Annotated in this window: 24 protein-coding genes; 9 read left to right on the top strand and 15 right to left on the bottom strand. The window is 67.2% G+C overall.

Translation table 11 applies throughout. The features are described from left to right. Positions 1–220 precede the first annotated feature (220 nt). Positions 221–985 (top strand): hypothetical protein, encoded by a 765-nt coding sequence (locus Q664_RS45685; protein WP_043411875.1) that lies wholly within the window; start codon positions 221–223, stop codon positions 983–985. Between the two features lie 196 nt (positions 986–1,181). Here the strand turns inward: Q664_RS45685 and Q664_RS45680 are convergent, their stop codons facing one another. Together Q664_RS45680 and Q664_RS60350 are read right to left on the bottom strand one after the other, a co-directional pair. Further along, entirely contained in the window at positions 1,182–1,925 is a 744-nt protein-coding gene (locus Q664_RS45680; RefSeq protein WP_043411873.1) for an SDR family oxidoreductase, read from the bottom strand. Beyond that, the gene (locus Q664_RS60350) at positions 1,922–2,083 is read right to left on the bottom strand and encodes a hypothetical protein (RefSeq protein WP_200883863.1); all 162 of its coding nucleotides are present in this window, start codon (positions 2,081–2,083) and stop codon (positions 1,922–1,924) included. Before Q664_RS60350 ends, Q664_RS45680 begins: the two co-directional genes overlap by 4 nt. A gap of 110 nt (positions 2,084–2,193) precedes the next feature. Between Q664_RS60350 and Q664_RS45670 the strand changes: the two genes are divergently transcribed. Then, complete coding sequence (locus Q664_RS45670) at positions 2,194–3,141, top strand: AraC family transcriptional regulator (protein ID WP_052519515.1); 948 nt, start codon at positions 2,194–2,196, stop codon at positions 3,139–3,141. Positions 3,142–3,158: 17 nt separating this feature from the next. Here Q664_RS45670 and Q664_RS45665 read toward each other — a convergent pair whose 3' ends face one another. From Q664_RS45665 to Q664_RS55805, 3 genes are all read right to left on the bottom strand, one after another. Then, complete coding sequence (locus Q664_RS45665; RefSeq protein ID WP_043411870.1) at positions 3,159–3,692, bottom strand: hypothetical protein; 534 nt, start codon at positions 3,690–3,692, stop codon at positions 3,159–3,161. A 65-nt stretch (positions 3,693–3,757) separates the two neighbouring features. Further along, positions 3,758–4,153, bottom strand: coding sequence for a hypothetical protein (locus tag Q664_RS45660; protein ID WP_043411867.1), 396 nt, complete (start codon positions 4,151–4,153; stop codon positions 3,758–3,760). 155 nt (positions 4,154–4,308) lie between these two features. Further along, a complete protein-coding gene (locus tag Q664_RS55805) occupies positions 4,309–4,458 on the bottom strand; it encodes a hypothetical protein (protein WP_235217133.1) in 150 nt (49 codons plus the stop codon). A gap of 233 nt (positions 4,459–4,691) precedes the next feature. Here Q664_RS55805 and Q664_RS45655 point away from each other — a divergent pair, with 233 nt between their 5' ends. After that, on the top strand, positions 4,692–5,000 hold the full coding sequence (locus tag Q664_RS45655) for a hypothetical protein (protein ID WP_043411865.1): 309 nt from the start codon (positions 4,692–4,694) through the stop codon (positions 4,998–5,000). Positions 5,001–5,090: 90 nt separating this feature from the next. Here the strand turns inward: Q664_RS45655 and Q664_RS45650 are convergent, their stop codons facing one another. Together Q664_RS45650 and Q664_RS45645 are read right to left on the bottom strand one after the other, a co-directional pair. Continuing rightward, a complete protein-coding gene (locus Q664_RS45650; protein WP_043411861.1) occupies positions 5,091–6,227 on the bottom strand; it encodes an epoxide hydrolase family protein in 1,137 nt (378 codons plus the stop codon). A gap of 16 nt (positions 6,228–6,243) precedes the next feature. After that, entirely contained in the window at positions 6,244–6,888 is a 645-nt protein-coding gene (locus tag Q664_RS45645; RefSeq protein ID WP_043411858.1) for a hypothetical protein, read from the bottom strand. A gap of 107 nt (positions 6,889–6,995) precedes the next feature. Here Q664_RS45645 and Q664_RS45640 point away from each other — a divergent pair, with 107 nt between their 5' ends. The 5 genes from Q664_RS45640 to Q664_RS45620 all read left to right on the top strand — a co-directional run bounded on the left by Q664_RS45640 (position 6,996) and on the right by Q664_RS45620 (position 12,621). Then, complete coding sequence (locus Q664_RS45640) at positions 6,996–7,655, top strand: acyl-CoA-like ligand-binding transcription factor (protein WP_052519514.1); 660 nt, start codon at positions 6,996–6,998, stop codon at positions 7,653–7,655. 435 nt (positions 7,656–8,090) lie between these two features. Next, positions 8,091–9,377, top strand: coding sequence for an ELWxxDGT repeat protein (locus Q664_RS45635; protein WP_052519513.1), 1,287 nt, complete (start codon positions 8,091–8,093; stop codon positions 9,375–9,377). A gap of 279 nt (positions 9,378–9,656) precedes the next feature. Then, entirely contained in the window at positions 9,657–10,916 is a 1,260-nt protein-coding gene (locus Q664_RS45630) for a matrixin family metalloprotease (RefSeq protein ID WP_043411856.1), read from the top strand. A gap of 154 nt (positions 10,917–11,070) precedes the next feature. Further along, positions 11,071–11,850: a DsbA family protein gene (locus tag Q664_RS45625; protein WP_052519512.1), complete on the top strand. Its 780-nt coding sequence runs from the start codon at positions 11,071–11,073 to the stop codon at positions 11,848–11,850. 165 nt (positions 11,851–12,015) lie between these two features. Next, complete coding sequence (locus Q664_RS45620) at positions 12,016–12,621, top strand: pirin family protein (protein WP_043411854.1); 606 nt, start codon at positions 12,016–12,018, stop codon at positions 12,619–12,621. Between the two features lie 731 nt (positions 12,622–13,352). Here Q664_RS45620 and Q664_RS45610 read toward each other — a convergent pair. From Q664_RS45610 to Q664_RS61825, 7 genes are all read right to left on the bottom strand, one after another. Continuing rightward, positions 13,353–15,383 carry a pre-toxin TG domain-containing protein gene (locus Q664_RS45610; protein ID WP_152622733.1) on the bottom strand — a complete coding sequence of 677 codons (2,031 nt, stop codon included), beginning with the start codon at positions 15,381–15,383 and terminating at the stop codon, positions 13,353–13,355. 801 nt (positions 15,384–16,184) lie between these two features. Continuing rightward, positions 16,185–16,604 (bottom strand): hypothetical protein, encoded by a 420-nt coding sequence (locus Q664_RS45600; protein ID WP_043411843.1) that lies wholly within the window; start codon positions 16,602–16,604, stop codon positions 16,185–16,187. A 193-nt stretch (positions 16,605–16,797) separates the two neighbouring features. Continuing rightward, a complete protein-coding gene (locus Q664_RS45595; RefSeq protein WP_043411840.1) occupies positions 16,798–17,397 on the bottom strand; it encodes a hypothetical protein in 600 nt (199 codons plus the stop codon). An 824-nt stretch (positions 17,398–18,221) separates the two neighbouring features. After that, positions 18,222–19,025: a hypothetical protein gene (locus Q664_RS45590; RefSeq protein WP_043411836.1), complete on the bottom strand. Its 804-nt coding sequence runs from the start codon at positions 19,023–19,025 to the stop codon at positions 18,222–18,224. A gap of 338 nt (positions 19,026–19,363) precedes the next feature. Further along, positions 19,364–20,620 (bottom strand): FAD-dependent monooxygenase, encoded by a 1,257-nt coding sequence (locus tag Q664_RS45585; RefSeq protein WP_084610904.1) that lies wholly within the window; start codon positions 20,618–20,620, stop codon positions 19,364–19,366. Between the two features lie 67 nt (positions 20,621–20,687). Next, positions 20,688–22,616: a M20/M25/M40 family metallo-hydrolase gene (locus tag Q664_RS61830; RefSeq protein WP_075207697.1), complete on the bottom strand. Its 1,929-nt coding sequence runs from the start codon at positions 22,614–22,616 to the stop codon at positions 20,688–20,690. Between the two features lie 406 nt (positions 22,617–23,022). Then, entirely contained in the window at positions 23,023–23,925 is a 903-nt protein-coding gene (locus tag Q664_RS61825) for an AraC family transcriptional regulator (protein ID WP_052519511.1), read from the bottom strand. On the opposite strand from Q664_RS61825, the gene Q664_RS45570 reads away from it, so the two are divergent. Continuing rightward, positions 23,924–25,027, top strand: coding sequence for a hypothetical protein (locus tag Q664_RS45570; RefSeq protein WP_043411829.1), 1,104 nt, complete (start codon positions 23,924–23,926; stop codon positions 25,025–25,027). The genes Q664_RS61825 and Q664_RS45570 overlap by 2 nt on opposite strands. 233 nt (positions 25,028–25,260) lie before the next feature. On the opposite strand, the gene Q664_RS45565 is transcribed toward Q664_RS45570, so the two are convergent. Next, positions 25,261–25,698 (bottom strand): SMI1/KNR4 family protein, encoded by a 438-nt coding sequence (locus tag Q664_RS45565; RefSeq protein WP_160174643.1) that lies wholly within the window; start codon positions 25,696–25,698, stop codon positions 25,261–25,263. Positions 25,699–25,700: the final 2 nt, after the last annotated feature.

Raw genomic sequence — 25,700 nt, 5'->3', positions numbered from 1 at the left:
TGGACGGAACTCTTCACCCAGGAAGGGACCGGCATCGTCTTCCCGTTCCTCTTCGCCTCGTGGAATGACAGGAATTTCACTCTGTCCCTGTATTGTCTGGCTGACTGCGCCTTCCTGGGAGTATGTTCTTTCTTCACGCGGAGAGTACTCCGTCAATATCAACAGGTCGGCCTGTATGCACCCTGGCAATGACGCCAGACCACTGACGAGGAGCCATACCATGACGAAGCCATTCATCTGGTTGCCCACCGTGCTGGCATTGATGGCGTGTGGAGGCGAGGACCCCATGCCACAGGGCGAGCCAGTTGCGCGGCCCTTGGCCGGGCGGAGCATGTTGACGCCCAAGCCCTGGGCCCAGCTCGCCCCCGGTGTCTGGGAGCGCGTGCGGGAGGACGGCATCCGTGAGCGGTCCAGCACCGGCGTCGAGGGCCTGGAGTATGAGCTGCAATTGGCCCGAACAGAGCGGGCCCTCATCGCGCAGGTGTTCAAGGCGAACGGCAACGTTTCCGCGCTCAAGGCGAGCCCGCAGGAGAGTGATCAGCGCATCCAATTCTTGGAGAACGCCCTCGCCGAAGAGAAGAACAGCGTCAGGGTGCGGACGCCCAACGAGCGCCTCTCGGCCCAGGGCTTCTACGAGGAGGGCAGTAGCTCGGGTCCATTCTGCGGCGGCACCTACGGCTTCGACGCCCAGTTCTTCATTGAAATGACCGGCGGCTCAGTCTCCATGCAGGGCTACTTTTTGGAGCCCAGCCCGTACTCTCCCTACACGAAGAGGATCTACGTGAGGGCAGCTGCCTGGATGTATGACCCCGATATCGTGAACTACGACGCGGAGTGGAGCCCCACCTTCTCGAACACCTGCTGCTTCAGCACCAACCAGGTGTACGCAGGGATCGACCCGACCTTCAGCCCCGTGCTGGAGGCCTATGGCTACATCAAGTCAGATGGCTGCGGCTCGATTATCTACACGGCCAGGACCTACTGAGCTCTCTCCTTAGGGGCCACATGCTCCAACCGTACGATGCCCGGTACGGGCATCACGGACGGGCGGCCCAGGACGGCGCCGAGTGTGGGCGCGAACTCCGCGTTGGGTAGGGGCTCCGGTGCGGTGACGTTCACCGGGCCCTCCCACTCCGAGCGCTCCAGCAGGAAGCGCGGCGCCGGAAAGGGTGTCACCCAGCTCACGCCGACCGGGCCAGCGCCACGGCATCGGGGCCGGCGGGGAAGCGGAGCGTCCGCGACGTGTCGTTCGCGGCCCGCCAGATGGCTTCGGCCACATCGGACTCGCTCGTCACCGCGGACAGCTGTCCGAACGAGGCGAAGATGCGCTGGGCGAAGGGGGCATAGGCCTCGGGGAAGAGCCCTTCCATGCGGGCGCCGCCGTTGCTCGTGAAACGGGTGTTCGGGCAATAGCCCGGCTCGACCAGCTTCACGCGCACGCCGAACTCCTCGAGCTCGAATGCGAGCGACGCCGTGAATCCCTCGATGGCCGTCTTGCTCGCGGTGTACACGGCCACCAGCGGCATCGGCGCCAGCGTCGCGCTGGACGTCACGTTCACGATCACGCCCGACCCGCGTGCTCGAAACCGGGGCAGCACCGCCTGCGTCATCGCCATCACGCCGAAGGTGTTGGTCTCGAACACGTCACGCACCGTGGTCATCGGCGTGGCCTCGAAGGCCCCCATGAGCCCGATGCCCGCGTTGTTGACGAGCACGTCGATGGGGCCACTCGCTTCGAGCGCCGCCGCGATGGAATCGGGCCGCGTCACGTCGAGCGACACCACGCGCAGCCGGTCCGACCTGGGGAGGGCGTCCTCGCGCGGCGTCCGCATGGTGGCGACCACATTCCACCCCTGCGCGTGGAAGTGGCGTGCGGTCTCGAGCCCGTACCCGGAGGAGCACCCCGTGATGAGCACCGTCTTCATCGCGCACCTCCCACGTGAAGCTTTCCGCCGACAGGCACCTCGTCCTGATACCGGGCATCGCCCATGACGAGCGGGACGAGCTTCGCGAGGAACGCCCGGGCCTCCTGGCTCGCGAAGTTCGCGGTCATCGTCGCTCGAAATCCGTATGTCGCCTTCATGTCGACTCCTTCACTTGCCGCGAATCGCGGCGTCGATGCATGCAAGGTAATTTCGGCGGGCTGGACCATCCACCACGTGGAGTCCACATTTCATTGGCTAGAGTCCAGGCATGAGCGATCCCCTCTCGGAAGTCATCACGCTGCTTCAACCGCGAGCCGTGTTCTCGAAGGGCATCAGCGGAGCGGGACGCTGGGCCGTCCGCTACTCGGACTTTGGCCAGCCAAGCTTCTGTGCCGTGCTCGAGGGGAGCTGCCGGCTCGCTGTCGCCGGCCAGCCTCCCCTCACGCTCGAGGCGGGCGATTTCGTGCTCCTGCCGGCGACGCCGGGCTTCACCATGTCCGGCTTCGAGCCGGTGAAACCCGTGTACATCGACCCCAAGGTGATGGCTTCACCCAGAGGCGAGGTCCGCCACGGCACGCGTGGCGGCCGGCCCGACGTGCGCCTGCTCGGTGGGTATTTCGTCTTCGACTCACCCGACGCGGACCTGATGGTGCCGCTGCTCCCGGCCCTGGTGCACGTACGCGGCGTGGAGCGGCTCTCGGTGCTGGTGCGACTCGTCGGCGAAGAGACGAGCGGGCAGCGCGCGGGGCGCGACCTCGTGCTCACGCGCCTCACGGAGCTCCTGCTCATCGAGGCGCTGCGATCGACATCAGGCGACGACGCGCCTCCGGGACTGCTGCGGGGCCTGGCCGATGCGCGGCTCGCACCCGCGATACGGCAGATGCACGGCCACGTGGCGCGTTCGTGGACGGTGGAGCAGCTCGCCAGGAGTGCGGCGCTTTCGCGCTCGGCGTTCTTCGAGCGCTTCACGCGCACCGTGGGTCTCCCCCCGATGGAGTACCTGCTGGCCTGGCGGATGGCCGTTGCGAAGGGACTGCTTCGCCGCCGTGAGCTCGGTATCTCCGAGGTCGCCGAGCGCGTCGGCTACAGCTCCGCGAGCACCTTCAGCACCGCGTTCAGCCGGCACGTGGGCCAGGCCCCGGGCCGCTATGCGCGGGCGAGCACGAGGGCGAGGCCTCCGAGGTTGCCCGCCGCCTCGAGTCAAACCCACTCCTGACGAGGAGGCGCGGGGGTTCAGAAGGGAGGACCCTTCACCTGCACGTCGACGCCGCCCGCGTTGACGAAGACGGCGAAGCGCCGCCTGAGCTCCTCCCGCTGGGCACCGTTCAGCTCGCGCATGGCGCGACGCATCGCCTGTGCATCCTCCTCCCGCCACCGCTGAGAGCGGCTGGCCTCGTCGAGGAGGCGGTGACCCTCCTGAAGCCCCATCAGACTCTCCGTCGAGGGCTCCGGGACGGGAGTCCGCGCCCCCTTCGCCTCCGCGCGCTGTGAGCCCAGCTCCTCATGGAGGATGCGAGCCAGCTCCGCCTGGAGCCATGCTGCATCGAGCCCGGACGCTCCGGCCGGTGCGGCCACGGCACAGCGCATCTGTTGCGAGGCCGGACCGAGGCGGGCTTCCATGGCCTCGAGCTGCGCCCCCTGCCGTGCGAGCAGGCGCAGCAGTTCATCATGAGAGGACTCGGGGGCCGTGACTCTCCCCGCGAGGAAGCTCAGGGCGCAACCCAGCCCCCCTGTGACCAGGAGCAGCAGCTTGATATGCGATTGCATGGGCCATACCTCGCACGTCAGGGGAGGGGCGCGGCCTCCGCGACCGCGCTCCCTCGTGGATGGGATTACAGCTGCTTCGGCGCGTACTCCGAGCTGTGTCCGATGCCCAGGTACGTGCACGCGCCGCTCGAATCCCACTCGAAGAAGACGAACGAATCGCCGGAGACGCCTCGTGCCGAGTCCACCAGGCTCGCCACCGTCGACGTGCAGTACACGTAGGTGCCCGACGTGTTCTTCGCGGAACAGCTCATTTCCTTGGTGCCATCCTTGTAGGCGTGCACGTCACACGAGATGAACTGGGTCGCGTCGGTGCTGTTCCGAGCGGCCCCGAGCGTGCCGTAGGCCTTCTTCTGGGTCAGGTCGATGAAGACGGGATAGCCATACCTGCTACCCGCCCACGCCGCCGACCCCGCGAGTACGGCCGCCACGGCACACCCCAGCACTGCATTCATCTTCGTCATGTTTTGTCTCCCTGTTGGATTATCGGATTCGGAGAAACCTGCTTCCCAAGACACTGGGGAGCACCCAGGAAATGGGGGCGGAGGAAATCCGCGCCCGTGCAGACGGGCTCCACGGGGAGACATTCAAATTCCAATAGGAGCCGCGCTCGCGGCCCTCACGGCCGTATGCCGGTGAGCGGCTCGTCTTCGTTGGCGACGGCAATCGCGTTCGCCAGCTGCATCAGGTCCTCCGTCGTGGCGCCCGCGTGGAGCGCTCCCACCGATGACGCCCGTGCCACCAGCCCGTTCAACACGTCGAGCACCATGGGGGCTCCTGTCGCAGCATGGCCGTCCCGTACTCCGCGCGCGTATGACTGCTCTCGACCCATGATTCGACCACGAGGGACTCCAGTCCCAGAACTGGAGTCCCGGGCAACCCCAGGCCGCGGAGGGACTACTCGTTGGACCGCTCCTGGCAGTAGCTTCGTCCCGAGCAGCACTGGTAACCTCTCCCCTTGGCTATCTGGACTGAAGTGACTCATCTCAAAGGAGAGGTACCATGCAGGTGAAGAGCGTCATGAGTGGAGTGCTGCTCGCGGTGGGACTGCTGTCGGCCGGGTGCGGCAGCGTTCCGCAGGACGAAAACACGGAGCTCCTCGAGCTCGGCACCCGTGAGGATGCACTCCCGGCGTGTAACGGCAGCGCCTTCTTCTATGACTATTACAAGGACGCCGCGCTCACCCAGTATACGGGTTCGGGTTGGTGCGACTGCGGTGACAGCACCATGTGGCTCTCCGGCAGCATGGCTCGCTACAAGGACGTCGTCTTCGAGTCGGTGTGCGCCGAGGCGCCCGCTCCCACGAACTGAGTGAATCCGCGCGGGAGCCGAGCTGAAACGGTTCCCGCGCGCTCACCTCCTCGCCACGGACGGCCGGGGCGGCCCCGTGGACAACGGGTGTCACTGGCGCAGCGTGCGGAAGAAGGCGCGCACGTCCTCCAGTAGCAGCTCGGGTGTCTCGACGGCGGCGAAGTGGCCGCCGCGAGGCATCTCCGTGTACCGCCGCAGGTCGAACCTCGCCTCCAGCCAGCGCCGGGGCGACGCGTAGAGTTCCTTGGGAAACGCCGCCACCGCCGTGGGCACCCTCACGGGCACGCTCAGGTCCAACCGCCGCGAGAAGGTCTCGTAGTACAGGTTGGCCGCGCTCGCGATGCTGTTGGGCGCCCAGTAGAACATCAGGTTCGTCAGCAGCCAGTCCTTGGAGAAGCAGCGCTCCACGTCCCCTCCACAGTCGCTCCAGGTGCGGAACTTCTCGACGATCCACGCGGCGAGCCCCGCGGGGGAGTCCGCCTGCGCGATGGCGAGCGACATGGGCTTCGTGCCCTGCACGTGGCTGTAACCCGCCTCGGCCGCCTGCCAGGCCGCCGCCTTCTGACCGACGGCCCTCGCCTCTTCGCTCTGTTCCTCACCCGCGGGAGGCGCCGCCACGGCCATGTTGAGGTGGATGCCCAGCACGTGCGCGGCGTGGTTCATCCCCAGCGCCGTGGTGACGAGGCTGCCCCAATCCCCTCCCTGCGCACCGTAGCGGGGGTAACCGAGCTCCTCGACCATGAGCCGATCGAAGGCCGCGGCGATGCGCGCGGCGTCCCACCCGGCCTCGCGAGGCTTGCCGCTGAAGCCATAGCCGGGAAGGGAGGGAATGACGACGTCGAACGCATCCGCCACATCGCCCCCATGCGCGGAGGGATCCGTCAGCGGGCCGATGAGGTGATGGAACTCGTACATGGACCCGGGCCAGCCGTGCGTCAGCAGCAGCGGCATGGGCGCGGGGCCCTTGCCCCGGACATGCCAGAAATGGATGTCCACTCCGTCCACCTCGCAGAGGAACTGCGGAGGGCGGTTCAGCAGGGCCTCGTGCTTGCGCCAGTCGTACTGGTTGCGCCAGTACGCGCACAGCTCGCGCACGTAGGAGACATCGGCGCCGCGCGCCCAGCCACCGCCGGGGAGCGGCTCCGCGAAGCGCGTGGCGTCGAGGCGGCGGTGGAGCTCGGCGAGAACACTCTCGTGGACATCGATGCGGTAGGGACGAGCGGGCATGAAGGGAGGCTAGCCTCTACGGATGCCACGTCGCGAGCCCGAGCGCGAGCAGGGCCCCGCCGAGCCGCACGGCCCGCTCGTTCTGCGCGCCCCCGAGAGGGACCTCCGCCTGACGCGCGGCTCGAAGCTCGGCGGGCTGCAGGCGGAGTGCCCCCAGGGCATCCTCGCCGGCGTGGAGTTTCAGCGCTCCGGAGGTGACGCCGAGGTATTGCCGGACGGCTTCGGCGGGCAGCGCGCGGAACTGCTCGAGCAGCAACGCGCCGAGGTGCAGCCGGATCATTCCCCTGCCAACGCCCCCGGCCGCCGCCGCGGCCTGCCCTTCACCGAGCATCGCCGCCCGGAACCGCACCGTCGCCAGCCGCTCCAGGGCGCCGACGACGTCCGCGGGTTGAATCAACTTCTCCTCGAGCAGCAGGTGCTCTGGCGGAAGGCCTCGTTTCGCGGCCGCCGCCCCCAGGGGCTCGACGAGTCCGTGGTCGAGCTGGCCCTCCGAGGCGAGCAGCTCCAGCAGCCCTTCCGACGGGACCGTCGACTCGGAGGAGACGATGTACCCGTTGGCCACCCAGAAACACCGGATGCCCGAGGGACCCCTGGCGACGACACGTGCCGACAGCTTCGACCCGGCGAGCGAGACCGCGGACAGGAAGCGGGGGTTGAGCATGGGGGGGCCTCTCCTTTGCCTCCAAACGACAATAATGGCACTCGGTGCCACCGGCAACATGTCGCGCCAGGATTGCCGGGGTCCGGAAAGTAGGTTCAGCTACGCGGATGAAGGAGAAGGAACCCTCCCCGGCCCCTGGCTCTCTGCAGGAGCGAAAGCAAAGGCTGGTCCGGGCGAACATCGCGGAGCTCGCCGTGGTGCCGCTCATCGCGCACGGCTTCGATGCCGTGACGATCGACGACCTGGCGAAGGCGGCGGGCATCTCCAAGAGGACGTTCTTCCGCTACTTCGCGACGAAGGAGGAAGTGGTCACGTGGGAGTTCGATGAAACAGGCACGGCGCTGCTGACGGCGTTCCGACTTCGTCCCCGGGATGAGCAGCCACTGGTGTCGCTGCGCCTCGCCATGGGCTTGATCATCGACCGCCTCACCAGCGACCCGGAACGCGCCCGGGAGTTGATGCGGCTCATCCACCGGACCCCCGCGCTCCGCGGGCGCTTCCTGGTCACCCAGGACCATTGGAGGGAGCAGTTCACCTCGGCGATCGCCGAACGGCTGCCTGGAGGTCCACGGACCCCGATGCTCGCGCGCCTGACCGCCACCGTGTCGATGGGCGCGGTCGACGCGGCGATGATGGCGTGGGCCGAGAGCAGCGACAGGGACATCGGCACCGTCGTGGACGAAGCGTTCGAAGCGCTCGCCGCCGTCGTCAAGGCGGCAACGCACCCGGCCCAGGGCCGTGGGAGCCGCCCGAAGGCGAAGTGGTAGCGTCGCCGCCGCATGAACGACGTGCGCCCAGATTCTCGCCCGCCTCTGAAGTGAGCCTGCCCCGATTTCGTGGACACACCCAGCGAGTCCCGGCAGCCGAGCCTCCGCCAGTCAGGCCGGTGGGCATGGACGGGAGGGGTCTTGTCGCACCGTCCACACCCGCCCTCCTCCAGACTGACTTCGAGGGCCGCCCAGTGTGCTTCCCGCGCCGTACTGTTCGCGCCGGGGCAGAGGATGCCGTAGCGGTCCGGCACTCCCCAACTTGGAGACGCCGTGGGCCATGCGCCCCGGCGCATCAGGAGGGGGAAAATCATGTTGTCCGTCTGGTCTCGAAGACTCGTACCACTCGTGTTGGCACTGGGCCTCACGCACTGCGGAGGCACGGATCCGGATTCGCAGCCACCCGCGCCCGGGACAGCCTCCAGCGAAGCCGGGATGCGAAGCTCCTGCCCACGCGCCAGGCTCGTCGAGGACATCAACGAGGGCCTGGAGCCCTCGAGCATCGCGAACCTCAAGGACGTGAACGGGAAACTCTTCTTCACGGCCGACGATGGCGAGCACGGCGTGGAGCTGTGGAAGAGTGACGGCACGCGAGGAGGGACGCGGCTGGTCAAGGACATCACGCCAGGCGCCGCGGGCTCGGCCATCCGCGAGCTCACCGAGGTGAATGGCAAGGTCTTCTTCGCCGTGGGCGCCGAGCTGTGGAAGAGCGACGGCACGGAGCGTGGCACGGTGCGCCTGGCCACCTTCGCGGTCGAGTTCGCTGACTTCTTCCCGCGCAACCTGTTCGAGTACCGGGGCAAGCTCGTCTTCGAGGGATTCGATGAAGAGCACGGCACGGAGCCGTGGGTCAGCGATGGGACGTCTCGTGGGACCCGGCTCCTGCTCGACTTCAACCCCGGCCCCGAGGGCAGCGGTCCCAGCGACTTCGTCGAGCTGGATGGAGACCTCGTCTTCGAGGTGTTCGACGAAGCCGCGCTGACGGTCAAGCTGGTGAAGCTCGAGGACTGGAGGCGCGTGGTCGAGCTGGTGGACCTGGGAGACGAATCCAGCGTCCGGAAGACGCTCGTGGTGGGGCACCGGCTGTTCATCTATTACACGGACGAGGGAGATCCGACCATTGCCGTGACCACGGGAAGGCCGGGGACGTTCCGGGATCTCTTCCGCACCCGCCGCTTCGGCGCCACTGGTGTCCGCGATCTGCTGGCCCTCGAGGGCAAGGTGTACTTCCAGGTGGGCTCGGCGCTCTGGGTGACCGATGGCACCGAAGCGGGCACGCGGCTCGTCAAGGACGTCCTGCCCGACTCCGGGGTGGACAAGGTGCTGCTGTTCCTCACGGTGTTGAGCAACCGGCTCTACTTCAGCGCGGATGATGGCGTGGCCGGACGCGAGTTGTGGATCAGCGACGGCACCGAGAGCGGTACGCGGCTGTTCGCGGACCTCAACCCGGGTCCCGCCAGTTCCTCGCCCACGGACCTGCTCAACGTGCACAACAGCAAGCTGTTCTTCGCCGCGGATGACGGAGTGCATGGCCGGGAGCCCTGGAAGCTGCACCGCGGCGGGACTCCGGAGCTCCTGATGGACATCGCGCCCGGAATGGCATCGTCCTCGCCTCGAGGCTTCATCCGCTCCGACGAGGACATCTTCTTCGCCGCCGATGACGGCCGCGGGGGAGAGGAGCTGTGGGCCACGCCCAAGGAGCACAACGACTGCCACCGGTAGGCTGTTGAACCTCTGGGGCCGGCGTCAGGCATCCGCCGCGCCGGCCTCCTCCCCTCCGACACGGTGTCGGAAATCCCCTCCCACTCGAGGTGTGGAGGCAGGCGTCTGCTCATCGCGGACTGACGGGCTCTCTGGCGGTTCCGCCGCGAGCACCTTTTTCCGTCAGGGCCGCGCCGTCTCTTTTTTAAATATCCGAGTGGGACGCGCCCCGCGTTTCTCCGTCCTTACAGGGCAACCGACGCTGGCGCTGACTTCCGGCGTTCATCCACGGAGAAGAGCATGATGAAGAAGCAGACGCGTTCCTGGGTCATGCCACTGGCACTGCTGGGCGTGGTGGGCTGTGCCAGCAGCGGGACCGATGAGTCGAAGCCGAGCGAGCCCGTTGCGCAGGACACCGAGGTGACGGCGTGGGTGCCCGGGACGCCGATGCCCGCCCAGGCGCACGCCGAGGGAACGAAGCACACGCTCGAGATGGATTGGATCCGCCATGAGGGCTCGATCGAGGACCTGACCGACCACTCGGCGTTGGTCATCGGCGGCCGGGTGGAGTCCACGCGCTTCGACGTCATCCGCACCTACGCGCAGTCCAAGCTGGAGGGGCAGCCCTCCGGAGAGGCGAGCGGCATCTACACCGATCTTCCGGTGACCATCGCGACCGTGAGGATCGACGACCTGGCGCGCTCCTCGGTGGCGCTCGAGACCGCCTCGGGCGGTGTGGTCGCGCAGGGCGCCACCGTGGAGGTCATGTTCCCCGGCGGCCTGCTCTCCGACGGCTGCACGCTCGCGCCGCGGGACAACCCGCTGCCGAAGGTGGGCGAGCAGGCGGTCTTCTTCCTCACGCCGCAGGGGGGCGCCAGGCCCATGGCCGCGAGCTCCATGACGGGCGTCTACTCCGTGACCGGTGGACCGCTGGGCCGGGTGCTGGTGCAGGACGGCCTCGCCCAGGGCAAGCCGGTCAACGCACTGCTCGACCGGGTCGAGGCCCGCGCACAGGCCGTCCAGTACCAGGGCCCCGACGAGCGCGAGGAGACGCTGTTGAAGGCGGGCCCCCAGGCGCCGACCGCCCAGGGAGTGACCGCCCAGAGCTGGTGCGGGCTCCAGACCTTCGGCTACAAGTGGTGCCGCAAGCCCACCAACGTCACCTTCACGGACTACACGGGCACGCGTTGGCCCATCGGTGACGCCATGAACGCGTGGATGTACACGGGCATTTCGAACAGCCTGTACCTCTACTGGCGTTCCAGCGGCACCTCCGACGTCTACGTTTACGAGAGCTACTACGGCTACACCGGCTGGTACGGGTACGCGGGGAACAACTGGTCGGGCTCCTGCATGACCCGGAGCACCATCCAGCTGAACAACACGTACTACACGGGCGCGCACTACGCGAAGACCGTGGCGATCCACGAGGTCGGGCACTCCCTCGGCATCTACCACCACCCGAACTGCAACTCGATCATGTACACCGACCCCACCCAGTGCACGGCCGCCCTCACGTCCTGCGACGCGCAGGCGATCGCGGAGCTCTATCCGTACTGAAGGCCTCAGGCCTCCCACACGCCCGGGGCGCGCCGGAGGGCTTCGGAGATGATGACGAGAACGCACATGCTGTGCGCGTCCGTGGTGGGTCGTCAACGCGGGCCCACGGGGCTATCTCTGGGGACCTGGCAATGAGAACGAATCGGAGCTCCCCGTGAAGACCTCCAGCGACGACAACGAGACGCCCCCTGAGGTGCAGGCGCGGTGCGACCCCGAGACAGGGGCGTGCGCGCTGCCCGGCGCCGCGCCGAAGACCGCCGGGCCGGGTGCCAAGGGGCCCTTGGGAGAGGTGCTCTACGTAGGGGACCCGATGTGCTCCTGGTGCTGGGGCGCCTCGCCCGGCCTCCGCCAGCTGGAAGCGGCGGCGAATCGTCGAGGCCTCCCCTTCCGCGTCCTCGTGGGCGGGCTCCGTCCCGGAGGCGGGGACGCCTGGACCGAGCGGTTCAGAGGCTTCCTGCGCCACCACTGGGAGGAGATCGCCGCGCGCACCGGGCAGCCGTTCTCCACCCGGTTCCTCGACCGAGCGGCGTTCAACTACGACACCGAGCCCGCGTGTCGCGCGTTCCTCATCATGCGCGGGATGCTCGCGGAGACGTCCGGACCGGCGACGCGCGCGTACGAGGTGTTCGCCGCCATCCAGCAGAAGTTCTACGCCGAGGGGCAGGACCCGACCGTGGCGTCCTTCTACGAAAACATCTGTGCCGCGCGGAGCCTCGACTTCGGCGTGTTCCTGGAGCGGTTCAGCCAGGCAGCCGCGAAGCGGGCGACGGCGAACGAGTTCCAGGAGGTCAGGGCCCTGGGCGTGAGCGGGTTCCCCACCGTGCTCTTCCGTGGCGGCGCCGGCCTCGCGGTGCTCGCAAGTGGCTTCGCGACCGGAACGCACCTGGTCGAGGCGCTCGTTCGGGCGACGAAGCAGGCAAGGGTCGAACCGTGAAGCTCGGCCGTCGTGAGCTGGTGCGCGGCGGCTCCCATCTGTGGGGGCTCGCCGCGCTCGGCTGTTCCTCCCCTCCAAAGCCCGCGCCCGCGGCCGACGTCCGCTTGCGCCCGCTCTCCTCCCTGCCGGTGACAGAGCTGCCCTGGCTGCCACTTCATCGCCACCGTGGGCCCCCAGGCGGGCAAGGGACGCCCACTCGGCGGCCTTCTCGTCCTGGCCGATGCCACCTTCGCGCCCCGCTCGCGCTTCCCGCTCCACCCGCACCCGGAGATGGAAATCTTGAGCATCGTTCTCAGCGGAGAGCTGAGCCACCACGGGGACCAGTCCCATGGGGCGACGCTGCGCCCGCGCGAGGCGCAGTTGATTTCGGCCCGGGACGGCATGGTCCACGCCGAGGGCAACGAGACGGATGAGGACACACGGATGCTTCAGCTGTGGTTCACCCCCGAGCAGCACGGCGGTGCGCCCGCGTACTTCCGCCGCTCCGTCCCGCCCGCTCCATCGGGAGGCCGCCACCTCATGGCCGGGGACGAGGCGATGCCCCTGCGGAGCGACGCGCGCGTGTGGTGGCTGGACCTGGTAGCGGGACAGGAGACCGCCATCGCGGTGGCCGCGGGACGTGCCGGCTATCTGCTGTCCTTGGATGCCCCCCTGCAACTGGGGGAAGGGCGAGTCCTTGCCAGAGGCGAGGGGGCGCAGCTGAACCAGGGAGGCCTGACGCTGCGAGCCTCGCAGGATTGCGGCGCGCTCTGGATTGACGTCGCGGCCTGACATGTCATTGGTCCGGACGGGCACAACGACACCTGGGTCACGGACGCGCCGGAGCAGGAGCTTCGCCACGACTCCGAGGAGGAGCAGCTCGAGTGCCGTTCCTGGGACGGCACGGCGTGGCGCCCGAGCTGATGACTGGAGGCGGCGGGAATCGAAGCCGCCTGTCACTCCCAGAGCGGGCTTGGCGGAGTCTCATGGGAGCCTGGCGGTCGCCCCCCCTGCTGGGTGGGCCGCGTGGGCCGACGTGTGCCTGAAGAGGGCTGCAGCGCCTCTCCACCGGCCCGGCGCATAGCCCTGGCCGCCCCTTCAGCGGCCTTCGTCGCCCCCCTCCGCTGCCCCATCCTGCCTACACGCCGCTGCCCCCCTATCTCAATCGCCCTGTGGACCCAATTGGCCCTGCTTCCAAAGGCGCTCAAGCCGGTCGAGGAGGTGCTCGCTTGAGCCCGTTTCCAATCGCGCGAACTCATCCCTCGAGAGCTCAGCGAACGGGTCCGGCCCTAGCACCACCTTGGGGGTCGCACGGGGCAGATGGGCTGTCGTGCGACACTCCGGGCACCAGACCCAGATCGTCCCCAGGCGCTTCTCACGCTCGAACGCGTGGAAGTAGGCGCGCAGCGTCGTCTGCTCGCACTTCGGGCAGACGATCCCCCGCTCCCCGCGTAGCGAACGGCTCGCCGCGCCCATGAATGGGAATTGGAAGGCTCCCCCAGCCTCACTCCATCGACGTGCCATCACCGCACCAGTGTCTTCTTCACGAGGGCCCAGAGTTCTTCGCCGGCTCGCTCCGCGAGCGCCTCGCTTGAGGTTACCATTCCTGCGGCGAAGTCCTTGATGTGCTTCGACTCGTGCCCGAAGCTTTTGATGGCCTCCTCCAGGGAGGAGAGGCCCTTGTCGGTGAAGGTGATCACCGGGCGCCCGCGTGCATCTCTGATGAGGGCACCATTCGCATCACGCGAGACCCAGGCATAGATCGTCGACGGCTCGACGCCCGCCTTCTCGAGAGCCTCCATCTCCGCCTTCGCTGCTTTGCGAAGACGGTACCCGGACGGGCTCACGCCGACCTTGCCCAGAACGATGCGCAGCCGCTTGAGTGTTACGGGTCCCGTGCTCTCGACCTTGCCTCCACGGCGCAGGATGCGGGTCAGGCCCAGTTCCTGTTCGGCGGCGCGGAAAACGCGGTTGTCCGCCTCCACCTGACGCAGAATCCGCTGGAGTTGAGCAACCTCCTCGGCGGTCAGCTTCCCACCCGCCTTGAGCGTCGCCTGCCACCGCTCCACATTCGCTACCTCGGCGCCCTGCTTTTCGGCGGCGCGTAGCAGAGCGAGCACCTCGTCCTCACTGCGCCCGATCCTCGCAGCGATCCTGGCCACGTTGGCGCCAGTCCGTGTTATGCCTTTGGCCAGAAGTCCACCGGCAACGGGCAAGAGGGCTGCGAGTCCAGCAATCACTCGCTCCCCAGCGGAGAGCTTGTCACCAAAAATCGAATACCCGGTGACCGCCTCACCCAGCAGGACGATCTCTCCGATGACTGGAATTGCGGTGATGGCGATTTCCCAGGTCGTCTTCGAGGTGAAGATGTCCCCGAGAAAGTCGACGAAGTCGTCCTGCTCGCGGCGTGGAGCCCAGTTGCCTTGGTATCCGTACTTCCATGCATCGTTCTGGATGAAGTGGAAGCCGAACTTGTAGGATTTCTTGTTGTCGTACGCCGTGAAGTTGTACTCGCGGACGGTGTTGCTGGTGGTGAACGAGAGCCGGATGGAGAAGTCGGGCTCCCCATCATTGTTCAAGTCGAAGGTCCACACCGTCGCCTGCTGTTCGGGGAGCCGCTTGAGGTCGATGGGATCGAAATTCGCGCGGTTCGCGAGCTGTATCGTCTGCACGAACGGCTCCGCCGGCACGCTCCAGGTACCCGTCGTTTTCCATCGGTCATCCGGGCCGACCTCCCGGCCCTTGCCGTCCCAGTACTTGAGCTGAGCCTGGTAGGCGCGCGAGTAGTCGACTGGCGAGACCACGACGCGTACGCTTGCTGTTGTCGTGGCACCGGGAAGCAGCTCGAAAGACACGACAAATGCGTCCTGCCCGATGTTGATGACGAAGTCGCTCTGCTTTTCCGGACGCGCCTTCGCCATGGTGGTGGCTGCGGGTGAGGACATGACCCCCAGCGGTGGAATCGCTGTTCCAGTGGAGCGCGCTTGAACGAAGCGAGCAGCCTCGATGACCTGTCCACTGGAACCACCTTCCTGAGTGGAGGAAGGCGGCGATTGCGACGAGCGCGCGACTTCGTTCGTGCGTCGCAGAGCCACGAGCTGCCCGTTCGAGAAGGCACGCAGGACGTATGTGAGGACATTATTTCGCTTCGTCAGATGTGACCGGGGGGCACCTGTGGCGGCGGCCATCTCCTCGAGTTGCCAGTCACGCAGACCGTCGGTCCCACTGTTCAGCGAGAAGAAGGAGCGCAGCTCACTCGGATTCCGGGCCCGGGTCTGCTCTTCCGGTGTGAGCTCCCCCTGGTGGACGATGACTGCTTGCCGCGTGTACCAGCGGTTGTGCGACATCGAGAGTTCCTCCCCCAGATATGGAGACGACACGCAGGAGTCCAGTATATAGGGAGAACGGAGCGGCGGCGTTGCACCCAGGTCGCCCCCCGCTTCCTGATCTCCACCACCCGCGTGGAGTTCGGCAGGATGCGAACGGGCCACCACTCCCACAAGCGGCTGGCGAAGAATATGGAGGCGCTCGGCCTGCGGCATCGGCGGGGCCATGCTCTGCGCCGGACCATGATCTCCCAGGCCCGCACGGATGGAGCCCAGAAGGACCTCCTCGAACTCTGTACAAACACCCCGCCCACGAGAGGCAACACCATCGATTACTACATGCTGAGGGTGACGGTGCTCGTGCGATCCGCGTCCCACAGGACGACCGCACTTCGTGTGACTCAATGGAAACCCCCAAGCAGGTGACCCAACCCTCCACAGGGCCCTCATCCCGCCCATACGCCTCCGGATTTGGTCCAATTCGGTCCGACAAGAACCGATTTGGTCCCCTGATGCGAGCCGTGCCTCCTTTGTAGGAGTGGGTTCGACTCGAGGCGGCGGGCAGCCTCTATTGGAGGCAGCGGGAATCGAACCCGCGCCGGGCGGTGCGAAACTCCCAGCAGAATCGCGCCTCTACCTCGCGACCGCCCGGAATGATTGGGAGTCGATATCCCGCCCCGTTCCGCACGCTCCTGCGACATACGTGCAACATGGCGGGGACCCGCCCACCTCCCCGCCGTTGGGCCATCCCGGGCAGTGTGGCTCCCCGCTCCTGTGGCCGTCCTGAACCTGCAGTTCGTCCCGCTGCCGGGCTCCTGTGCCGGTGCTGCTGCGGCAGGGGGCATCGGCTCTACTGGCTACGAGGACTCAACCTGAGCGATAACAGGGGTGCCATTCGAGGCAGGAACGCCTTGGATGCCCGGCAGCGCTCCAGCTACCGACAAGCGGTCGCCTGTCCCGGCACAGTTCGCGAGAGCGTGCCCGCTGGCACCGCTACCGCCCTGGGAGCCCTCCCCCTTAAGAACTGCCTCAGAGGCCCTTCTTCGTGCTCAGCGCGTTCAGTGTCGCCTCAAGCACCTTCACGATGGCAGCGTCGCTCTCACTGTCTGACTCCCTCACTTCGCTCTTCCCAGATAGGGCTGCAGGAGGGAGAGCATTCGTTCCGGAGCTGGCGGGAGGAAGCGCAAGGAGTTGAGTGACAACTTGGTCCAGCGCCTTCGCGTGGGTGGAGCCAGCCTCGGACTCGATCCGCGCGTATTCCAGCGCCAAGTCCAGTCGCTCAAGGTTCGCAACCTCGCGCGACACCTCACGGTACTGCTCACGGAGTTTCGCCTCGTGGCGGAGCATCGCAGCGCCGAGGAACAGTGGAACCGCCGCCAGTCCTACGCCGCCGAACATGAGGTACCACTCAGCCGCAGCGCCTCGGAGGAACAGAAGCGTAGCCGACACTACTGGGCCACCCAGCGCGATGATTAAGACTCCGACTGCGGTGCGGCCAACCCGCACTGACCGCTTCCAAAGTTGATCGGCATCTGTCCGCATCCTGCCGGCGCCCAGCCGAAGTGCTCGCTTAGCGTCCTCAATACGCCTTCGCTGCTTCGGATCCTCATCTGCAGCGGCAGCTCGGGGCGAGCCCTCGAGATCAAGATGGGGGGGGGATGCCTCGTCGGCGAGCCAAGCGCATGCGCTTGGCTCGTCTTTCCTCTTCAAGGACGAGCTGAGGCATCGCTGCCTCGGGGCGAGCCTCATCGTCATTAGCCGTGTCATAATTAAACCACGCGGCGATACCAACTATTGCGAACAAAGGGATAGCGGCGAAGCCAATCAACCCCGCGCGCCCAAACCTCTCCAACAGACCCTCCGCAATAACAACAAGGGCCGCCAAAATCGTGGCAACTACGACTGCAACCTGCAGCGTCGACCATGCTGCTTTGCGGAGGCGGCGCATGTCGATGCGCGAACGTGGCCGGAAAAGCTCAACATCCTTGAGGCTGACTACCGTGCCGCTGTCGGGCGCTCCCGAGAGCGCCGCCCCAACTTGCTCGAAGAAGGCTTGAGCCATCGCCTTCGGGTCGGACGCTTCCTCTGGCACGCGGCAGCGGATGGCGAGCTTTTGGCCGTCAATGGCCAAGGATGAACGGACCTCCACCTGCGAGGTGCCCGTGAGGCTCTCGAGCTGCTTCTTCCATGTTTCTGGATCCGGGGCGCCGGTGATGTCGTACCGGCCGACGAAGTCACGCATGCACCTATCTCAGCGCACTTCGCGGCACGCCGCCACTCATGGATGTGCGCTGAGTGGTGCGTATAGGAGGGATGGGGGCCCTGTTGAGGGTGAGGGCAGGAGCCGAGGGGCCGAGGAGGGCCGCTGACGGGAGCCCCCCGGGCTGTGCGCCAAGCCGGTGCAGAGAGAGTGCAGCATCCTGGAGACACACGCCGCCCCGCCCCTCGCCCCTCCTCCCCGAAAAGATGTCAGAGAATTCGAGTGACGCGACCCATCAAGACACGCGGCGGAAAGGAGAAGAGCGGAAAGCTGGCCGAGAAATCCCCTCCCCTCCACCGTTCCGCCGCCTCTCGGCACGCCGCGACGATGGGCCGGTATTGCTCACGCAACTCCTTCAAGGCCTGGCGCGTCGAGGCATGCCCCAATGGCTGTGGGCTGCGCTCGAGGTGCTCGGGCCGGGTATGCGGGTGCTGGGCCCCACGGCCCCGGCCCCCAACACAGGCCTCTTCCGTGCACGAGACTCGGCTTCCACCTGCTCCACCAGTCTCCGCACCGCTCGCTGCCTCTCCCCCGCCCCCAGTCCTTCGGACGGCGCGAGAGGCGCGTGCTCCTGCAACTCCCGCAGGGAACTCCGTGACCAGCAGGACGAACCAGGCGCACGTCGCGTTCTCCGCGCCCCACTGGGTTTCTCGCAACTCGGTCTCCAAACTCGGCCACCCGGTGCACGATTCGCTGCCACCGCGCGTGCCCATCTCGAGAGGCTGGTGCTCCATGCCCGGGGGACGAGGTGGATGTCCCCCTCATGGACCTCGAGCGGCGCTGCTCCGCGCCGCGCCCTCTCCTGTCTAATGCCGCCCCAACTCCCTGTCCCAGTCCGACAACTGCGTGGACACCGCATATTTGTAGGCGCTGGAGATCTCCTCGAACTTCTTCGGGGGAAGCGCGGAGAGGCGCTCACGCAAGAAGCCCGGGTCGCCGAGCACCTCGCGGTGTTTGAGATCGGTGTCCACCTCGACCATTCCAGGAATCACCCGGAGCACGGCCTCCAGGCAATCCTCCCGGGTGGCGCGAGACATGCGCTCCACCGTCAGGGCCAGGTGTTCTCGCACAGGGGCAGGGCCTCCGGGGCACCATGCCTCCAGGGTCCTGCGATAGATGTCATCCATGAGCTCTTCCAGCGTGTACTTCTGATCGAACGACCAGAACGCGTAGCGAAGGCCCTGGAGAACCTCCCAGAAGCGGAGCAAGGCGGCGAGCCGGTTCGCCATGCGTTCAGCGCTCCGCAAGGGATGCGGAGACACGGCATGGTCGAGAGCCCCCCAAGGGGTGCTGAGGCAGAAGGATTCGAAGGAGTTCCTCATGCGCGGGCGCTCCTCCTTCGGGACTCCCTCATTCAAATACATGAAGACGTCGCCGAACATGTGCATCCGCCAGCGGGGATCGCCCGTGTCGAAGTCGGCCACCGAGTGCATCACCAGCACTTCGCCGGGTGACACCTGTCGCATCTGCCGGGGCTGGGGAAAGGCGCCGGTCTCGAGATACTCCCGAGCCCACCAGTGGCCCTCGGCCCTCACCTTGCGGAGGATGGCGGCTTTGGTGCCGTAGAGCCACGCCGGAAACTCGAGCACCTGGGAGCGTTCAGTGTTCATCGCCTTGCGGCCCTACCACAGCCGTCAGATGCGCCTCAAGCGACAGACACTTCGCGCACGCCAGGAGCGCAGAGGCCTCCGGCCCGCTCAGTGGCAGTCCACGGGCACCAGGAGAAAACCCGCCATCCCCCAGGTGCTCCTCATCCTGCTTCCGCTGCTTTTCATTGCCGACATGCTCCTCCCAGTGCGGAGTGAGGCCAGGGAGGCAACCATGAGGGGCTGACACATCAATGAGGGCCGTGGACCTCTCCTGGTGGCGCGCAAGCGGCCCATCGCCGCCTCGATCCAATTCACCCATCAGGCCTGTCCCCTGCGGCTCCAGCTGCGCGCGCGCGTCACTACTTCGCGACGATGTCGACCATCTTCGCTTTGAGATCCCTGTCGCGCATCACCTTCTTGACGATCGGGCCCGTCAGGCGATTGCCCATGAGGCGGATGGTCGCCCCGCGAATGATTCGCTGCGCCTCGTTGGCCGGAGTGAAGAGCGCTCTCGCTTTCAGCGAGTCGCGCTGCGTGTCCTCGATGAAGGGGCGCAGCTTCTCCTCCCACCGGCTCAGCGCGCGTTCCATGTCGTCTGGATACATCTCCAGCATGTTGCCCAGGAGCTCACCTCCGGCCAGACCGGTCGACGCGCCCATCCCTGAATACAGGGTCAAGCACCACGCGGAATCGCCCACCAGCACCACCCGCCCCTTGTGCCAGCTCGGCATCCGGACATGGTTGGTCGAGTCGAACAGATATTCGTCCGCGGTCTCGAACTCGTCGAACAGATGGCTCAGCACCGGCCCCGCCTCTTCCGGTCCGTACGCCTCGCGCAGCGATTCGATGGGACGGCCTCGGAACTGCGCGGCCACGTCCTCGACGCGGTAGGAGAAGAGCAAGGTGGGGTTGTGATTCGCGAAGGGAAACACCCACGCCGACCTTCCCGCCTCGGCCAGGACCAGGCCTTCGTGCGTGGCGTAGCCCGGCACCGGGTTGCGCAGGACGCAGGCGGCGATCATGTAGTTCAGCGGGTGCAGGAAGTCCTCGTGCGGACCAAAGACGAGCCGGCGGACCGTCGAGCGCATGCCGTCCGCGCCCACCACGAGGTCGAAGCGCTCGGTCGTGGCCGTGCCGCTCTTCGTGTGGGTCATCGTGACGTCGACCCCACGCTCGTCCTGCGCTATCCGGGTGGGGACCGTCGCGAAGCGGACCTCCACATCCCGCGGCAACGCGGAGAACAAGCAATGCTCCATGTCGCCGCGCAGCATCGGGCGAGGCGCGCCGGGCGCATCCACGAAGTTCATGCCCTTGTGCCGACGGCCGGCCCGGTCGATTTCGTAGGTCTCCATCCTCGGAGAACTTCGATCGACCAGGGTCTCCATCACGCCGAACCGCTCGGCGGAGGCCTTGCCGGTACCGAACAGGGCGATGAAGTAACCACCCTTGCGCCGCTCGGGAGCCCGCTCGATGAGAACGGGCTCCCAGCCCAGCTTGTGAAGCCGGATGGCCGTGGCGATACCGCTGATGCCGAGTCCAACCACCAGGACGCGGCGACGGGGTGTCGTTGAGTTCGTCATGATGCCCAGACAGTAAAGAGCGGTGGTGCCTGTCACCAGAGCGCTGCCTGGGGCGGAAATCGGCTTGGATTGGGGTTGGCGGACAGAACCTACCCGGGGTGGCTCAGTAGGTGCCCTTCATCGTCACGTTGGTGTACGCGCTGTAGCCGTACGAGCAGGCGTACCAGGTCCCCGCGCTCGGGTTGCTGAGGGTGCAGCTCTCGGTGCTGCCCCCGAGGTACGGACGGCAGTTGTAGGAGCTGGTGGTCGGAGCGGAGCCGAACTTCACGTACAGGTCCGCGTCGCCCGAGGTGCCGCTCTTGCCGGTCTGGTTGAAGACCAGGCTCGTCCTCCCCGCCGGCACGGACAGCGTATTGCAGGTCCACGAGCCCTGGGCGCCCGAGTACTGTGCCGACTCCACCCCGTTGCTCAGCGTGCCACCACCGCCGCCGCCGCCACCGGTGCTGTACGCGCCCTTGAGCGACATGCCCGAGGCCGCCGAGTAGCCGTTGAGCTTCACGTAGTACGTGCCGGCGCTCGGGGTGGGGAAGGTGCAGGTCTCCACATTGCCGGACTTGTACGGACGGCAGTCATAGAGGGAGCTGGTCGGCTCGGAGCCGAACTTCACGAACATGTCGGCGTCACCCGTGCCGCCGCTCAGGTCGAACGTCAGGTTGCTGGCGCCCGAGGGCACCACCAGGGTGTAGGCGCAGCTCCACGTGCCCGCGGCCACGGAGATGTTGGACACCGTCACGCCGTTGGAGAGCGTCACCGGCGTGCAGGGCGGGGGCGGCGGGGGGCCGCTATCGTCCACCGGCGGCGGGGTGTTGCCGGTGGTGGCGCCCTTGGCCCGCTCGGCCATGAAGGACACCGCCAGCTTGGAGAACTTCACCGAGTTGCTCGCCGTGCCGCCCATGGCGGTCAGCGTGTCCCCCGTGGAGTGGATCTTCGGGTTGGACGTGCTCATCGTGGCCTCGAAGGGCATCGAGGCCGGGAAGCCCGCGCTGTTCCACGAGGCGTGGTCCGAGCAGCCGTAGCCGCACGTGATGTTGGTGTACGTCATCCCCGGCTGGTACGTGGAGATGAGGTGGGTGACGAAGGTGTTCTGCGCCGCGTGGGTGTTGTCCGTCACCATCGCGAAGTCGTAGCTGGAGCCCTTGTAGTTCGTCATGTCCAGCTGCAGCACGCCCACCACGTTCACCTGGTTGTTCTTGTGCCAGTTGGCGATGTCCCCCGAGCCCTTCAGGCCCACCTCCTCGGCGGCATAGGCCATGAACTTCACCGTGCGCGCCGGCTGGTAGCCCGTGGCCATGGCCACCCGGAAGGCCTCGGTGATCGAGGCCACGCCCGAGGCATCGTCATCCGCGCCCGGCGCCGCGAGGGAGGAGCCACCCGTGTTGATGGAGTCCAGGTGGCCGCCGAGCACCACCACCTCGTTGGGGTGCGTGGTGCCGGTGATGGTGGCGATGACGGACGGCTGCGGCGAGACGGTGCTGGAGTGCGTGAAGAACGCCACCGAGACGTCGGTGCGCCCGTTGGCGAGGGTGGTCCACTCGTTCTTCAGCCACGTGGCCGCGTCGGCACCCGACTGCACGTTGTAGCGGCGCGTGGTCCAGTTGGTGGACAGCGTATTGATGGTGTTGCGGATGTTGAGCTCCTGCACCCCGCCCAGCATCGCGTTCACCGACGGGGCGTTGTTGAGTGTGTAGGCCGCCAGCGACGCCAGGGACGGAGGGGCGCTGCTAGCCTCCACGGCCGCGCGTGCCTGCGCCTCCGTGTCATGGGCGAGGAAGCCCGCGCACCGGTTGAGTTTGGCGTGCATCGCCTCGGACAGCTTCACCAGGTGCGACTCGGGCACGCGCAGCACCGCCACGCCGCCCTTCTCCAGCGCCGGAGCGGGCAGCGCCAGGCCCTTCTCCTTGAACGAGGCACGCGCGGGCCCCAGCGCGTCCGTTCCAATGGTAATCCACACCTCCCTCTCCTTCGGGGGGGCCTCGGCGAACGCGGGCGCGGCCAACACGAGCCATACCGCAACCGAACCAGATTTCCTCATTCCCATACGCATCTCCTCGACTCGGGTATTTCCTCGTGAAAGCTCGACTCGAACGAAGACGCCCGGGGCCATGCATGAGGCTCCCGAGCGTCCGGACTTCACGGCTGATTCAGCGCGCGGTCAGGAGGTGTCCTTCATCCGCACCTGGCGCGCTGGCACTCGGGTGGTGTCGCTGGGATTCAGCAGGAAGCGTGCCATTTCACCAGGGCTCGTCACTCCACGCAGTTACCATCCCCAGGGCGTGCGGAGTGGAGCGAGGAGCTCCCACGGGCCCGGTGCGTTCTGTATCGAGTCATGACAGCACCGTGACCAAGAGCGCGAAATGACGGGAGATTCAGTGCTGGCGCCCCCTGTCCGCGTTTCAGTCACTTCCGGAGGGGCAGGGGTCGTCTTCAACCCATCCTCGTCAGCGGCGGTGCTGCTCGCGCCAGGCCCTGGGCGTCACGCCGTGGACGCGCCGGAAGGTGCGGATGAAATGGGTGACGTCGGTGTAACCCACCTGGCTGGCGATACTCTCGATACTGTCTCCCGTTTCCCGCAGGCGCCGCCGGGCCTCGGCCATGCGGTGCTCGCGCAGCCAGTCCCCCACCGTCAGCCCCGTCTCCTCGCGGAAGACGTTGGCCAGGTGCGAGGGCGTGCACCCCACCGCCGCCGCGACGTCCTGGAGCGAGAGGGGTTGCAAGCAGTGCGCCTCGATGAAGGCGAGCGCCTCGTGCACGAGCCCGCCACTCATGGACGGCGCGAGAGGCGCGCGCTCCTGCAGCTCGCGCAGGAGCTCCGTGACCAGCAAGACGAACCATGCGTGCGCGGCGTTCTCCACGCCCCACCGGTCCTCTCGCAGCTCGGCGTCCAGCGCGGCCACCTGGTGCACGACCCGACGCCACCGGGGTTGTCCGGGCCGCAGCCGGAGCAGTCCCCGGACGAAGAGGCTCCGCGTCGGAGGGGGCTGCGTCTTTCCAGTGCCTCGATGCAGTGCTGGCAACCACTCCGGTCCGAGCGAGCGGAGCAGCAGCGGATCGAACCCCACGATCCACCCCTCGAGGTCGCCCATATCCAGGGGCTGGTGCTCCATGCCCGGGGGGACGAGGTGGATGTCCCCCCCATGGACCTCGAGCGGCTCCAGGAGACGGGCCCGCCCCCTTCCCGCCGTCATCACGAAGATCATGAAGAAGGTCGAGACGAGTGGCCCGGGCGGAATCACGGGCACCTGCCCTCCTGGAATGCGAATGACACGCAAGGGCAGGCCCCCAGCACCCATCTCCTCCAGGGTGACGACATGGGGAGGCGAGCGCGGAGGCGTGCGATTCATGGCCGGTGAGTATGGCCCAGCCCTCCCGGAAGCCTCGACCCCAATCCAGGCCCTGCGCGCGGATGCGGCGGCACGCGAGCTGCTGTTCTCCAACACCCCCGCGAAGCAGCTCCTCGAGCAGTTGGTGGCCCTGCCCGGCGCCGTGGGCGAGCAGATGCGGACGTACCTGGAGTGGGTCGGCTACCGCAGCCTGGGCTACGACCTCGCCGATCAATATGCCCTGGAGGTTCCCGAAGCGATGGTGAATGGCATCCGGGGCGCCGTGACGGGACGCACGCGGACGGAAGACGCCTCGGACCCGGGGCTGCTGGAGCGGGTGCGCGAGGCCGTGCCAGAGGCGCACCGGCGGGAGTTCGATGAGCTGTTCGCCGAGGCGCGGCTCGTCTACCGGCTCCGGGACGAGCGCAATACCTACAGCGATGGCTGGGCCCTGGGTCTGGCCCGCCGGGCGGTGCTCGCCGTGGGGGCTCGCCTGAAGGAGCTGGGGCGGCTCACCGACGCGGAGCTGGCCATCGAGGCGAGCCATGACGAGCTGCTCGGCCTGCTGCGCGCCGCCCACCACCCGGCGAGCGAGGAGCTCCAGCGGCGCGCTCAGTGGAGGAAGACGAAGACCCACGCGGATGCACCCGCCTGGCTGGGCGCGCCTCCCTCGCCCCCTCCTCCCATGGACTTCCTTCCCCCGGCGGCGCTGCGCGTGAACAACGCGATCATGTTCTACATGCAGGGCGTCTTCGATTCGCCCCCGGCCCAGTCGACGGAGACGTCGGTTCGCGGCCTGCCGGTGAGTCCGGGCATCTACGAAGGCATCGCGCGCATCGTGAAGGAGCAGACCGACCTCGGCCGCATCGAGAAGGGCGACGTGCTGGTGGCGAGCACGACGTCGCCCTACTTCAACGTCGTGCTGCCCCTGCTCGGGGCGATGTCCACCCTCCGCTACCTCGGAGGCGTGGCGGGCATCGCGGTGCTCGGAGGGGTGCTGGCCAAGGGAGGCGCGGCGGCGACGCTCGAGCAGCACCGCGCCGCCATGGCCGTCTTCGGGGGAGCGCTGGCGGTCTCGGCCTTCGCGGCCCTCGCGCTTCCACGCCGGGAGCCGGCGGGCTGAGGTTCAGAGGCGGCACCGCTCCGTCGCTCAAGGACGGGGCGGGGCTGCCTGGATGGACTCCAGCAGTTCCTGGGGCGGAGGCGTCAGGACCGGCTGCCACTTCTCCACCGCGCCGCGGGCTCCCTGTCAGCGCGCCCCCTCCGCCCGCGTCCGCCGCGGCCGAGCGCCGCGAATCACTCATGGAGCGGGCATCCCCATCTCCGCCAGGAGCAGAGCGGGTCCATGGGCTGGCTTCAGTCGTCGTACAACGCGTCCATGAGTTCCTGGAAGCTGTTGGCGACGGAGTGGACGGAGCCCTCGACGGAGACGAGGACGATACGAGGCTGTTCGGGCGAGCCTCGGTAGTCGAAACACAGGTCCTCTCCACCAGGGGTCCTGGCGAAGGGGAAGATGCCCGATGGGACATGGGGGCGAATGACTTCGTATGAATTGAAGAGGGAGTAGCTCTCCCTCCCCTCATGTTCGGAGACTGTCAGGAGCACCCCCAATGCATTGTCGCCTCTCCCAACCCTGAACCCATTGGGCTCGGGGGTCATCCCCTGATACATGGATACAACCCGCTTGTAGTCATCGGGAAGTCTGACGCCCCATGCAGACTCGAGCCGCTCCAATTCATGTGGACTGACGGAACCTGGCGCTTTCAGGACGTGCGGTCTCCAGTGAATGCTCATTT

Origin of the sequence: Archangium violaceum Cb vi76 (assembly GCF_000733295.1) — a bacterium.
GTDB classification, from domain to species: domain Bacteria; phylum Myxococcota; class Myxococcia; order Myxococcales; family Myxococcaceae; genus Archangium; species Archangium violaceum.
The sequence above is the reverse complement of the archived record's forward strand: the minus strand, read 5'-3'. Positions and strand labels throughout refer to the sequence as shown.

What these genes read in the sequence shown, in the direction of transcription:
- Q664_RS45685 (WP_043411875.1), top strand. Translation starts at nt 221, where the DNA reads ATGACGAAGCCATTCATCTGGTTGCCCACCGTGCTGGCATTGATGGCG.
- Q664_RS45680 (WP_043411873.1), bottom strand. Translation starts at nt 1,925, where the DNA reads ATGAAGACGGTGCTCATCACGGGGTGCTCCTCCGGGTACGGGCTCGAG.
- Q664_RS60350 (WP_200883863.1), bottom strand. Translation starts at nt 2,083, where the DNA reads ATGAAGGCGACATACGGATTTCGAGCGACGATGACCGCGAACTTCGCG.
- Q664_RS45670 (WP_052519515.1), top strand. Translation starts at nt 2,194, where the DNA reads ATGAGCGATCCCCTCTCGGAAGTCATCACGCTGCTTCAACCGCGAGCC.
- Q664_RS45665 (WP_043411870.1), bottom strand. Translation starts at nt 3,692, where the DNA reads ATGCAATCGCATATCAAGCTGCTGCTCCTGGTCACAGGGGGGCTGGGT.
- Q664_RS45660 (WP_043411867.1), bottom strand. Translation starts at nt 4,153, where the DNA reads ATGACGAAGATGAATGCAGTGCTGGGGTGTGCCGTGGCGGCCGTACTC.
- Q664_RS55805 (WP_235217133.1), bottom strand. Translation starts at nt 4,458, where the DNA reads ATGGTGCTCGACGTGTTGAACGGGCTGGTGGCACGGGCGTCATCGGTG.
- Q664_RS45655 (WP_043411865.1), top strand. Translation starts at nt 4,692, where the DNA reads ATGCAGGTGAAGAGCGTCATGAGTGGAGTGCTGCTCGCGGTGGGACTG.
- Q664_RS45650 (WP_043411861.1), bottom strand. Translation starts at nt 6,227, where the DNA reads ATGCCCGCTCGTCCCTACCGCATCGATGTCCACGAGAGTGTTCTCGCC.
- Q664_RS45645 (WP_043411858.1), bottom strand. Translation starts at nt 6,888, where the DNA reads ATGCTCAACCCCCGCTTCCTGTCCGCGGTCTCGCTCGCCGGGTCGAAG.
- Q664_RS45640 (WP_052519514.1), top strand. Translation starts at nt 6,996, where the DNA reads ATGAAGGAGAAGGAACCCTCCCCGGCCCCTGGCTCTCTGCAGGAGCGA.
- Q664_RS45635 (WP_052519513.1), top strand. Translation starts at nt 8,091, where the DNA reads ATGCGAAGCTCCTGCCCACGCGCCAGGCTCGTCGAGGACATCAACGAG.
- Q664_RS45630 (WP_043411856.1), top strand. Translation starts at nt 9,657, where the DNA reads ATGATGAAGAAGCAGACGCGTTCCTGGGTCATGCCACTGGCACTGCTG.
- Q664_RS45610 (WP_152622733.1), bottom strand. Translation starts at nt 15,383, where the DNA reads ATGGCCCCGCCGATGCCGCAGGCCGAGCGCCTCCATATTCTTCGCCAG.
- Q664_RS45595 (WP_043411840.1), bottom strand. Translation starts at nt 17,397, where the DNA reads ATGCGTGACTTCGTCGGCCGGTACGACATCACCGGCGCCCCGGATCCA.
- Q664_RS45590 (WP_043411836.1), bottom strand. Translation starts at nt 19,025, where the DNA reads ATGAACACTGAACGCTCCCAGGTGCTCGAGTTTCCGGCGTGGCTCTAC.
- Q664_RS61830 (WP_075207697.1), bottom strand. Translation starts at nt 22,616, where the DNA reads ATGAGGAAATCTGGTTCGGTTGCGGTATGGCTCGTGTTGGCCGCGCCC.
- Q664_RS45570 (WP_043411829.1), top strand. Translation starts at nt 23,924, where the DNA reads ATGGCCGGTGAGTATGGCCCAGCCCTCCCGGAAGCCTCGACCCCAATC.
- Q664_RS61825 (WP_052519511.1), bottom strand. Translation starts at nt 23,925, where the DNA reads ATGAATCGCACGCCTCCGCGCTCGCCTCCCCATGTCGTCACCCTGGAG.
- Q664_RS45565 (WP_160174643.1), bottom strand. Translation starts at nt 25,698, where the DNA reads ATGAGCATTCACTGGAGACCGCACGTCCTGAAAGCGCCAGGTTCCGTC.